The following is a 12493-nucleotide window of genomic DNA, read 5'->3' on the forward strand; positions in this document are numbered from 1 at the left end:
AGTTTTATGCATTTACTTCACTATGATAATCATAGATTTCATCAGGCAATAAATTAACATTCTTATTATTATTGACGAAAATGGGGTGGGCATTACTTTTATTAAGAGTTTTGAATGCCAAGCCGATAAAAATCCAGAAGTAGTAAATGTATGTTGTTCCCACAACATTGATAGAAATAAATCCGGCAATTATTGTCGCAACCATTAATGCAATTGCATATGAATCAAAAGAAAATAGCACTTTATACCTTCTCGAATACCATCGGAAATGGATTATTCTTAATAATATTTGCAAGTTAATGTATAGGAATAAAATTAATCCCATAAGACCTAACTCATACCCAATATTCCACCAAGCACTTTCTACAAAAAAACCCAAACTTTCTGCATAACGAATATCACTTGTACCAACACCATGCCCTAAAGGTTCTGTAATTGTTTTTTCAACACCTTTCCAAAATTGATTTCCTCTATCCGCAGCACTTGCCTCCTTCATACTAATTGATCCTGTTAATACTTCGCTAGCTTTTATAACAGTCTCTGGAATAAAGGCTAATGCTAGTGCTAGTGTTACAAGTATAGTAACGAGTACAATAAATGTAGTTTTTATTTTACTTTTTATCTGAATCAAGAAGATAACTAATAATGAAGCAAGTAGAATAAACCAACCGGCGCGAGAAAAACTCAAAATTAAACATGCGAGGCTTCCAATCAAATTAAGGATTGTTATTACATTAAAGAGCCTCGAACCTAAATTTCTTTGGGTAGAAGATAGCAGAACTACAGAAAAAACTACTATCAATGAAAAATAGACACCAAAATCGTTAGGGCCCGCAAATCCACCAGACATTCTTTCTATTCCCATAATTCTAAATGAATTAGTTGTATATTTTATATAACCACTATCATCGATAAAGTCAATAGTACCTTTATAAGTAGCGATAGGGATGTTAAGTAAATATTGTTGAACAAATCCTAAACATATAGCAATTAAAGATGAATAAATAATAGACCTAATTATATATTTAGATCCTACATCAAATTTATATGTTGCAATTATAACAAAGGCAAGGATTGGAAATGTATAATTTCTCAAATTTGCCAGACTAGTTATATGATTATCTGTAATTACATAAAACAAAACTGCTAAAATAACAAAAGCCACTATTAGTGATTGAATCTTTACGATGGACAATTCCTTTTCTTTATATGTCTTTATTAATAATATTATTATAAGAGTTTCTTTCCAGATTGAAAACAGATCTCCACTATTAAATTGATTATCAAATACTTTTTTTAATATAAATTGATGAGGCAATAAAAACAATATTAAACATATAGTCACATATGGCTTTTTGAACCATGACACAGCAGATATAGACAAAAGGAAAATTGATGCAATAATCATTATAATAGCTTTATAGTTTATTATTACTATAGTTTTAAAAAATCCAGCAAATTTAACCTTTCAAATAGTTCTAACTTTCCCCCATCTGTACAATTATAAATAGTTCTTCCTGAGTTTACATATTCATCTCGTGCTAATTGATAGTGAAATTCTGATCCTAGTAAATCTGGCAATTGCCATTTGTCTTTTTGAGAAAAATAGTTTGGATCAAAATGGTTAGGGTCATGTCCATTCAACTTAATTTCTTTGTTTACCATCCCTTTGGTTTCAAAGTTATGATCACAACCTACAAGGGCTACTTTGGTAAATCCTAAATGATAGGCTAATTGAGTGGCAACATAAGTCACAGTGTATCCTTGACATACACCCAAGGATACATCTTTAGCAAATTCGCCAAGGACGTGAACAGAATTCAAAAAATGCAAATTTTGCCTACTCTTCAATACAGACATATCTACACCAGATGTCTTAGTTGTTATATAATCTAAGAAAATTGGTATATCTGTTTTGCTAAAAAAGTCAAAATTTTGCTCAATTACATGTTGATTAACTGATACTATCAGTTTAGGCCGGTGATTGACTCGATTGAACAATAGATTAATTTTATTTAGGCCGATTGTAAATATTCCTGATTCGTCAAGCGCATCAAAATCTACATTGTTCAGAGATGGTCCATTACAAAGAATTACACATTTCTGGCCTAAATATTTATCTCTCAAATTTTTCAATTTATAAAAGTTCCTCAATGAGTATGGACTCAAATCATATTTCAAACGATTAAATATTACACTCGCCCCAATTCGATAAGGATTAATTGTGCTTTTAGCACTGTTATGCAATTCAGCTGTAATTGACATATTATTTCATATAAAAGATCTGACAACAATTAGCAAAACCAACAGAAAAGGTATAAAAACCAGTTTCAATTCAAAGGTTTTGAAATTTAGATTAAATGCAGAATAAGACTTAGCACTAGAATAAAAAGAATAAAAACCTAAATAGGCGACCAACATACTAATTGGAAAGGCATATACACTTAATGTTGAATACAGGGCAAATGCTAACACAATATAAATAGCTCCTGTTACTCCATTTGCGATGTGCCATACAATATGATTAGTGATACTATATAGTTGTAAATGCATCGCTCCGTATCGTTCCACAAAGAATGCTACTCCCATAATTGCCCAAAGCCTCAGGTCAATGAAAGGTATTTGACTTCCAATAAGCTGCATTATCGGTTCAGCAAACAGGGCGACAGCGGCAAAACCTGCAACAAACGTCCAGTGTGACAATTGCATTCCTTTTTGTGCTACTTTAACAATTTCTTGACGCTCATTCTGTGCATATAAACGAGCCATTAATGGGAGTTTACTATAGAATGGGGCCTGAGCGAAAGTTATAATAATTTGCATAACACGCATGGCAAACAAGTAAGTAGAGACCTGCTCAACTTGATTACTTTGCGCATAAATCAAACTACTACTTTGTATAAGGCCATATGACATTAAAACACCTATTCCACTACGCCAAGCCGCAGGCCAAATTTCTTTTAGAATTTCTTTATCAAATTGAAATTGGCGTCCAGAGATAAACACACCTTCATTAAAACGGAAGCATAGCCAGCGATTTCGCAAAACTGATAGAATATTCCACAACTGATTGACAGCTACTAATCCGATCAATCCTGCATTGAAATACAACATCAAAATACTCGTCAGGATTGATGCCAACGAAAAAAGAGCTTCGTATCGTCGAAATTCAGTAATTCGGTTAATGCCTTGAAGATAAGTAGTATAAGCATTCCCACGAAAACTAATTGTTGTGGCAATAATTACGATAATCCAAGCTATCCAACCCTGATTCGGATTTGTAAGAAAATGAATGGGCTTATACAAAAACACAGTACCACATGTGGCTAATAGTATAAAAACTACTCCTGATAACCATCCAAAAAGAATTTGCTGGGTACCTACCACTCTTAGCAAATACGATTGGTTAGAAACGGTTAACGTAGATTGCTCCACGGTTTTCGTTACTTCATTCATTCTATGCGACCCACCCATGGCATAAGAAACGATGCGGGAGAAGGTAACGCCTAAACCTAGATCAATCATTAGATTTAGGCTTATGATTGTACTAAAAAGATACCATAATGAAATTTCTGCTGGAGAAAACTGACGGAGAATAAACGGGATTAATATAATCAAATTCATTGAGCGCGTAGCTAAACTTGCCCACGTATTGAATGTGGCAGAAGACCATACCTTTGACAGTATCGATTTATTATATAAGCTAAAAGCTTGCATTTTCAAGTACATTTCCATAACGCTCGTGAACGAAAATTTGATCTAAAAAATTAACGTGGCAAAGCAGGTTCTTTTCTAATAGCAATAATTTTATATTTATCATTCCAAATCTTATCTCTTAGTTTTAAAAAGGTTTGTTCAATATACTTATAGGTTAGGGAAGAAAGCAAAAAAGAAAATACTATAAATAACACGACGTTACAGTATAAATATATACTACTTTGAGTACTGATAAAAAACTTCAATAATTTATTTACAAAAAGCAATACCAGCATATGATTTAAATATAGAGAGTACGATATTTTACTAACATAGGAAATACATAATGAAAATAAATTACTTGTGGTGGTCGTATAATAGAAGAAGGGCAACATAAATAGTATTCCAAAATTTACAAGAGAAAATAATAAAGTTTTTGAAAAAATTGAAACTCCACCAGTGTTATAAAAATAGTCTTTAGCTACTTCTTGTATAAATATTAGTGAACAAAAAATTAAAATAGTAGAGCCAAAAACAAAAAAAACTAGTTTATTATGATAAATCTTATCCTTCGCATATACAAATAGAAATGAACCTAAAACTCCAAAGGCAATCGAATCTTCCCTACAAACAACTGCTTTTCGAAAGACAGATTTCCAAGAGATATCATCACTTAAATAGGCGAGATATAATCGCTCACAAAGAGGTAACGCTAAATAAAGGATAATCGTAATAAATATTATCTTACGACTACTCATTGATTTATTTAGCAATAGGTGAGTAATGTAAAGAATAAGAGGAAATGACAAATAAAACCATTCTTCAATTGCCAAACTCCAAGATACACCGTAAAAGTCATTATTGTGAGTATTATATTCGAAAAAATTTTGCACAAATAAAACATATTTCCATACACCTGATATATGGATATGTTTTACTTGTGCGTATAAAAGGTATACCAATAAAATAGAATAATATAATGGCAATGTTCTTAGCCACCGTTTAATCCAAAAATGCCATATTGTTGTTAAAGTGAATTTCTCATTAACATATAATTTGATGAGAATTCCTCCAATTAAAAATCCACTTAAAACAAAAAAGAATTCTACGCCTAAATAACCTAATATAGAAGAATAATAAACTATATCTGAATACTCAACTCCGTTAAGGTTTATTGCAAGCCAATGAAAGACCAGTACAAAAATAATAGCGGTTGCTCTCATTAAATCAAGGCCCCAAATTCGGCTTTTCGTATCTGACATAATCGTGCTTTGATTAATTTTATTGATATGTGATATTGCTTTTACAAATCCTTCAGCACTGAACTAATACCTCCATCGAGTGTCAGGTTGGCTCCATGAATAAAGCCTGAATTTTCTGAGGCTAGAAATAAGGCCATTTTGGCCACATCCTTCGGAGCGCCAATGCGTTGAACCGGGTGAATTTTCCGTAGCTCGTCCAGAGCGCCCTGATTACCGTCAAATCCTGCCAGCAACATGTCTGTTTCGATGGCGGCTGGGCTGATTGCATTGACCCGTACGCGTCCTTCAAGGTCAACAGCCAATGCCCGGGTCAGCCCAATAAGCGCACTTTTTGATGTAGCGTAGCTAATAAACCGGCGTTTGGTGAGTTGCTGGTGAATACTGCCAATGTTTATGATACAGCCATTTACTTCTTCCAACGTCTCCAGAAAATGCTGGCTCAATAATAAAGGCCCCGTCAAATTGACCGTCATGGTATGATTCCAATCATCTAGTTTCAAACCAGCTAAGCTATCCAGTAATTGCACCGCGGCATTATTGATCAATACATGAAGTTCCGGTATCAGCACATTGAAATTATGTTTCCATTCATGTCGGTACTCATCATTGGTACTGAACTGGTGCAGATCGAACTGAATCAGACGGTCAGCCTGGTGGTGCTCCGAATCCTGAATATCCAGCCCATATACATAAAAGCCGGCTTCCCGAAAGGCTAGAGCAAGCGCACTACCTATACCGCCTAAAACACCTGTAATCAGTACTTTTTTCATAATTCTACGCAGTTACACCAATTTCCAAAAACTCGAACATGGTACGGATGGCCTGATGGCTGGCGCGCCGAACGCCCTGTATGGTGTTAGAACCATTGTGCGTTCCGAAGATGCAACGGTCAAAGGTTCGCAGTTCTGAGTCTATTGGCAGTGGTTCCTCTTCAAATACATCCAGCCCGGCTGAATGCACCTTACCGCTCTTGAGGGCTGCAACCAAGGCCGCTTCATCAATGATAGGTCCTCTCGATACATTTACAATCCTGACACCGTCTTTCATCCGTTGAATGGTTTCGGCATTTATCATGTGTTTGGTGCCAGGCGTTAACGCACAAGTAGTAACCACAAAATCAGCCGTTTCCAGTTCTTCCGGAAAGTTCAGGAATTGATAAGCCTTTTCGTCTGCTTCAGTATGCTTCGCAAACGGATCATATACATTAATATGCATATCGAAGGCTTTCAGAAAGCGGGCTGTAGCTTTACCGATATCTCCAAAACCAACCAAAGCAACCGTATGGCCAGCCAGCGACATGCCAGCCGGTTTTACCCAATTACCTGCCCGAACTTCTCGATCAATATAATATGTTTGCCGGGCCAGACCCAATACGTAGGATACAGCGATGGTGGCCACTTCGGCACCAAACATCATGGGAGTATTAATAATAGGGATACCCAGGGCTTTACAAGCCTTAAAATCAACGTTATCGACACCAATACCCCATTTAACGGCCGCTTTTAGTTTCCCGGCTTTCCCAGCTTTAAATACTCTTTCTGTGGCCGGGTCATCGCCGATAATCCAGCCATCCACCGTGGGAACGAGGTCAATTAGTTCTTCTTCCGATAAAACCTGAATAACATTCGGGGCAATTACGTCAATGCCCGCTTCTTCGAAAATGGGCAGAAACTCCGCTAGTTGCCCCAGCATAGGTGGACACGTAATTAAAACTTTCATAGAGCCAGTTCAGGATAAAGTTCGGTAAACAGAAATTCAGCTACTTTAAAATTCAATTCGACGTCAATGTCCTGAGCTTCGATATCTGGAATTTCATACATAAAAGGTCGATCACCAACCCGGTTATGCTTCTGGATAAGCGTTTCTTTCTTGAAGAGATACATGCAGGAGTTCTCCATATAAATTGGCGGGAGATCCTGGGTCCGAAGTAAAATAGCCGGGTTGTGGTTTACGGCGAGAGCCAATTGGTTCCACAGGCGCGTCTGTAGCCTGGTTACGCCAAACAGTGTGTCGTAGATTGGGTAATTCTTAAGAAATTGCTGAATTCCTTTCTCGACAGTTTCGGCAGATAATAATGGGTTCGTGCTGTGAGTCTGTAAGTAAAAGTCGGCGGGAATCTGTTCACACGTATTCAGCAGAACGTTATTCATTGGAATGGTTCCGTCGCGCAGGTGTTTAGGGCGTTCCAATACCGTAACGGTCGGATAAAATTCCTGAACTTGCTCAATAACAATAGGGCTGTCGGTATCAATAACTACCTGGGTAATGGATGGACACTCCAGCAGAGTGTCAATTATACGATGGAATAAGGGTTTACCGGCAAAATCACGGTAGTTTTTTCCAGGAACGCGTTCGCTGGAATGGCGCATAGGTACAATAGCAGCAACGGAGTAAGACATAAGCTATTATTGATTTTAGGATTACTAATTTTGATATAATACAGCCCAATAAAGAACGCCCTCAATGACCTGACTTTTCTCGCTAGTCGTAGGCAATTTGTTTCATAAGTGGTTGCACAGAACGTTCAGCTTTCTCGCGCCGGAAAAATTCATTTGGGTAATAAAAGCGCTCGCGTAATGTGCGGTCAAGTGTCCCTATAAAGCGATAGCCTTGGTAAGTACCCCAAAACTGTAATACCCGGAAAATGGGTATGTCAAGAAAATTAGCCAGAAAATTACCCTCTTGGATGGCTGCGATATAGTCGCTTAGGATGTTGGTAATGGACAGATAGACAAAGTTCCAGGCATTAAATTGAGCATGTGGCTTAAGTCGTTTGAAGGCAATGGCCTCCCGATAATAGCGGTTATAGATTTTGCGGGGTGTTTCTTCATGCACATGCACAATTACGGCATCGGCTTCGTACGCAATTTTATATCCTTGCTGTTGAATAGCTCCGGCCCATTGCAGATCTTCGAGACCTGTTAGTGATTCATCATAGGACATTTGCTCCCAGAGTGAGCGTCGGATAGCTGTGTTCGCATTATTACAAAATGGAATGGGCTGATTATAGTTAGAAACCGTTGGAAACCATTTTGCAAATAATTGCTGTTCAGAGAACTTGCTGAGATGATTCCCAATCTGCCGCCCGTAAGTCAATCCCACTTTAGCATCTTCGAAGGGTGCCAGCATCCGGTCAATCCAATTGGTATAAACCGGATAAACGTGAGCACTGGCAAAAAGTAAGATGTCGCCAGATGCGCGTTGACATCCCAGGTTAAGTGCCCGCCCGAATGAGAACTCGTCTGGACGGATTCTAACTATCTGAGCGCCCTTCCGTTCCGCAATTTGTACCGTATTATCTGTCGAACCAGAATCAACTAAAATAATTTCTACCACATGCTTACTTTCCCGACAAGCAATGCCATCAAGTAGCTTTCCAATATGTTTTTCTTCATTAAAGGCACGTATGATGACACTACACTTCATAATTACCAAGCCTTACAGCTCCCTTAACACTATTTCTGATATCTGTCAGCAAATTGTTTTATCTATCCCGAATGCTTATTTTCGGTTGTAGAACCAATTATGAAGTTCCTAGTCCTCCGGCTGCTTTATTTACTAATTTGGTTTGTAAGGTCGTCAGCATAATTTATCTTTTTTGACCACCCTTACCAGGCTTTTTTATCTCCCTGTACCATCTTAGTTACTGTCCACAGACAAATTCTCGCATCCAGCATTAGCGACCGCTTAGCGATGTACCAGCGATCCAGGCGCACCCGATGTTGCATTTTTTGAAGGGTATCCGTTTCACCACGGTGGCCGCGTACCTGAGCTAGTCCTGTAATACCGGGTTTTACAGCATACCGTTCGGCATAGTTTGGGAGCGTATGCCAGTGCTGTGCATCTAACGGAATTGGGTGTGGACGTGGCCCTACCACACTCATATCGCCCAATAGCACGTTCAGAAATTGGGGTAATTCATCTAAGTTAGTTTTACGTAATAACTGCCCCAGTTTTGTGATTCGTGGGTCGTTTTGAGCAGCTTGACGGAATTCCGTTTCGGGCTTACTAACCATAGTTCGGAGTTTAAAGCACCGAAACTGCCGTCCTTTACGCCCTGTGCGTAATTGCACATACAGTATTGGCCCCGGCGAATTGAGTCTTATGGCAATACCTAAGAGTGGAATTAGCCAGGACAGGACGAAAAGGCTGATCAGCAGCGAAAAACTGATGTCAAATAAGCGTTTACGCAGTACACCCTTGTCTACAGACGACGTATAAGCGTCGGCCTGGGTGTCGATGTAGGGTCTGGTATCGGACAGAGAGGCATTACTAAGCATACTATTTTCTCGATTTGCTTTTCATGATATACACTAATGAATTAAGATAAGGCTTTCCGGGACTTCCCGGCTGGCTTATCGGCCTCATAATAGCCACCGTAGCTATAGCTATAGTAATAGGACTCACCATCGCCAACGGCATTCAAAATGACGTTTAGGTTCTGGAATCGGTGCTCTTTATAGAGCGAATCGACCATTTTAAGGTAGGTTTTCGGTGTTAGGTCATGCCGAACCATATAAAGCGTTGCGTCGGCATAAGGAGCGATGATTTGTGCGTCTGTCACCAGTCCAATTGGCGGAGAATCGACAATGACATAATCAAATCGGGCGCGTAATTCCTCAAACAACTGAGCCAGATAAGGACCATTAAGTAATTCGGAGGGGTTTGGCGGCAGTGGCCCGCTACTTATCAGGAAGTAATTCGGGAATCCCTCAATAGGTTGCAACACATCATCCAGTGTAGCTTCACCAATTAGATAATTACTGATACCGACGGCATTGCGCATCCCCAAAGATGTATGAAGCTTCGGTTTTCGCAGGTCCATTTCCAAAATCACGGTTGGACGGTCAACCAAGGCTAAACTGGCGCCCAAATTCATTGACATGAACGACTTACCTTCGCCACTAATACTTGAAGTGAAGAGTAACACCTGACTTCCTGTCTGATTGCTACGCAAGAATTGCAGGTTTGTGCGCAAAGCCCGTATCTGTTCGGCAATAACCGAACGACTTTTAGACACCACAACTAACGCTTTTAATCCATCAGACTGAACAACTTCACCCAGAATAGGAACCTTCGAAGCATCCTCTACATCAGATCGACGCCGAACCCGGTTGTTTAACGCATCTTGCGTAGCCAATGCTCCAATAGGTAGCAGCAGCCCGATGATACCAAACAACATGAACGTAGTTGCCCGGACCGGTTTTATTGGGTCTTTCTCATGGCGGGGTAAATCAACGACGCGACTGTCAGGTAAGGTTGATGCATATGACAGGGCTGTTTCTTCACGTTTTTGCAGCAGATAGGTATATAAGTTATTTTTAATGGCCTGTTGCCGGGTAATGTTCAGCAAAGCCCGCTCTTTGTGGGGCACTTTGCGAACCATACCTTCAAGCTTCCGATTGGTTGACGTCAATTGACTTTTTGTACCTGTCAATTGTTCTTTTATGGTCTGAATATTCTCAGATATACTTTCTTTAGTTGACTTAATTTGACTATCAAGTGATTGCAATAGAGGATTACGTTCTGATGTTGTGCGAGCTAGCATATCGCGCTGAAGTTCCAGTTCAGAAACTTTCGTCACTAAACCCACAAGTACGGGATCGCTTAAACTAAGCGTAGCAGGTGTTGTGCCCAGGCTATTAACCTTGCTATTCACATATCGTTGGATGTCGTTCAACGAGCTCAGTTGGATATTTACCTGATTGAGCTGGGCATCATTGGCCTGCACAGTTTCCAGAAATGTTTGTGCCTGTACACTCAGATCCGTAATTCCCTCAGTTGTTTTATACGATTCAACATCTTTCTCTACGTTGGTTAGTTCGCCGGAAATCAGTCGGAGCCGTTCTTCAATAAAATCGAGTGTACTGGCGGCTACCAAGTTTTTATCGACAACAGCATCTTTGTTATATTCTTCAATCAACTGTTTCAGCAAGGCTTCTCCTTTGGCGGGGACGGCTTCCTCGAGCGATATCTGTAATACTGTTGACGCTTTACTGGTTGTCTCTACCGTTAGGCGCTTCAAATAATCGTTTACTGTTTCAGTACGGGGCGACACTAGAATTTTGATTGGCTCCAGCGACGCGGTCAGGGGCTGACGGGCAAAAATCCGCAGCCGTCCGTAAGGCGTTTTAATGGATTTATTAACCGGGTAAATTTGGTTATTAATGCGTACATGCTGTCGGTCAATAAAGCTAACCAGCAGTTTATCATCATATAAGGCTGATGCTGGACGCTCCACTACCAAGCGAATGGGCAACTCACCATACACTTCTTTATCAATAGTATTCGTTGGACTAAAATACTGAACATCCAGATTAAGATTGCTTACCACCTTGTCCATTAACGTGTAGGACTTGATGATTTCAATCTCGTTCTCAACTGTCTTTTTAGGCTTCAAAATATCCATCTCTTTCAGGATATTTTCTCCATCAAGCCCTTTTTTATCATCCTTGATAAGCAGACTAGCCTGAACCTTATAGATTGGTGTCTGGTACAATAAATAAGCATAAGCAGCAGCTCCTGCTAGCAGCAACGATAAGACAAACCATTTCCAGTGCTTCAGATAGCGAAGCAGCATTACACGCAAGTTGGGCTGATTATCGGTCCCATAAACCTGATAAGGCGTATATGAGTAAGCATTTTCAGACATATTTATAAATAGTTAGAAGCGACTAAATATGATAGCTATAAAAGAAAGCGCACTTAAAGCAATAGGTAGTATTTGATAGGTTCGATCGGCGCTGGCCACGCGAGCCCTACCTGGCTCAACGTAGATAACATCGTTGGGATGTAAGTAGTAATAAGGCGAACGAAACAAATCGCGGCTGGTCATATCAATACGCGTGAAGGTTCGTTGACCATTTACTTCCCGAATGAGCAGCACATTATCGCGCCGACCGTAAATGGTAATATCACCGGCTAAGCTCAGGGCTTCCAACATCGTGATCTTCTCATTGGGAATGGTAAAGAGCGATGGCCGGGCTACCTCCCCCATAACCGAAACCCGAAAATTCTGATTACGAATGTTTACGGTCGGCTCCTTGAGATACGTTTTAAGTTCTTCCCGAATTCGATCGGCAACCTGGGCGGTGGTTAGTCCACCAACTTTGACTTTTCCTACTAGTGGTAATTCAAGTGTACCATCCGGGTTGACCAGGTAACCCGTTATTTCCGGGAGTGCTGTCATGGTTGGCGTCATCATCCGATCAATTGGCATGGTTGCGGATGGTGGGTTGAAAAACGTAGTAGCTTCAGGGCTTAAGCTGCTTACCCGAACCGATAGAATATCACCCGGCTGTACTGTCGGAATGAATCGATCCATTAGTTTTATTGAATCAGATGCCGTTACCTGATCCTGAAAATAAACTAATTGACGAGAGGAGATGCATCCCGACACTAGGGTAATCAAAGCTAATCCGACTAGTATATGCAGTTTTTTTGCGTAAGAACATAGAATCATAAAATGGTAAGCTTAGATATATTAAAAAAGAATTAAGATATAATAAATAAGTAGGTTCGCCATTGGCGGAACG

The 12493-nt window shown here is 39.6% G+C and carries 11 protein-coding genes; all 11 read right to left on the reverse strand.

The window, feature by feature from the left end; all coding sequences use genetic code 11:
• Positions 1-4: 4 nt before the first annotated feature.
• Positions 5-1408, reverse strand: a complete 1404-nt coding sequence (locus ACFS25_RS23390; protein WP_381505830.1) for an O-antigen ligase family protein — start codon at positions 1406-1408, stop codon at positions 5-7.
• A 26-nt stretch (positions 1409-1434) separates the two neighbouring features.
• Positions 1435-2265 (reverse strand): 6-hydroxymethylpterin diphosphokinase MptE-like protein, encoded by an 831-nt coding sequence (locus ACFS25_RS23395; RefSeq protein WP_381505832.1) that lies wholly within the window; start codon positions 2263-2265, stop codon positions 1435-1437.
• Positions 2266-2271: 6 nt separating this feature from the next.
• Positions 2272-3735, reverse strand: coding sequence for a hypothetical protein (locus ACFS25_RS23400; protein ID WP_381505834.1), 1464 nt, complete (start codon positions 3733-3735; stop codon positions 2272-2274).
• Positions 3736-3767: 32 nt separating this feature from the next.
• Positions 3768-4958 carry an acyltransferase family protein gene (locus tag ACFS25_RS23405; RefSeq protein ID WP_381505835.1) on the reverse strand — a complete coding sequence of 397 codons (1191 nt, stop codon included), beginning with the start codon at positions 4956-4958 and terminating at the stop codon, positions 3768-3770.
• 41 nt (positions 4959-4999) lie between these two features.
• Complete coding sequence (locus ACFS25_RS23410) at positions 5000-5728, reverse strand: SDR family NAD(P)-dependent oxidoreductase (RefSeq protein ID WP_381505837.1); 729 nt, start codon at positions 5726-5728, stop codon at positions 5000-5002.
• 4 nt (positions 5729-5732) lie between these two features.
• Positions 5733-6677, reverse strand: a complete 945-nt coding sequence (locus ACFS25_RS23415; RefSeq protein WP_381505839.1) for a phosphoglycerate dehydrogenase — start codon at positions 6675-6677, stop codon at positions 5733-5735.
• Complete coding sequence (locus tag ACFS25_RS23420) at positions 6674-7357, reverse strand: acylneuraminate cytidylyltransferase family protein (RefSeq protein ID WP_381505841.1); 684 nt, start codon at positions 7355-7357, stop codon at positions 6674-6676. Before ACFS25_RS23420 ends, ACFS25_RS23415 begins: the two co-directional genes overlap by 4 nt.
• Positions 7358-7439: 82 nt before the next feature.
• A complete protein-coding gene (locus ACFS25_RS23425) occupies positions 7440-8384 on the reverse strand; it encodes a glycosyltransferase (protein WP_381505842.1) in 945 nt (314 codons plus the stop codon).
• 182 nt (positions 8385-8566) lie between these two features.
• Positions 8567-9238, reverse strand: a complete 672-nt coding sequence (locus ACFS25_RS23430; RefSeq protein ID WP_381505845.1) for a sugar transferase — start codon at positions 9236-9238, stop codon at positions 8567-8569.
• 41 nt (positions 9239-9279) lie between these two features.
• On the reverse strand, positions 9280-11610 hold the full coding sequence (locus tag ACFS25_RS23435) for a GumC family protein (RefSeq protein ID WP_381505846.1): 2331 nt from the start codon (positions 11608-11610) through the stop codon (positions 9280-9282).
• 12 nt (positions 11611-11622) lie between these two features.
• The gene (locus tag ACFS25_RS23440) at positions 11623-12420 is read right to left on the reverse strand and encodes a polysaccharide biosynthesis/export family protein (protein WP_408020219.1); all 798 of its coding nucleotides are present in this window, start codon (positions 12418-12420) and stop codon (positions 11623-11625) included.
• Positions 12421-12493: the final 73 nt, after the last annotated feature.

Source organism: Spirosoma flavum (genome assembly GCF_042686045.1).
Taxonomy (GTDB): domain Bacteria; phylum Bacteroidota; class Bacteroidia; order Cytophagales; family Spirosomataceae; genus Spirosoma; species Spirosoma flavum.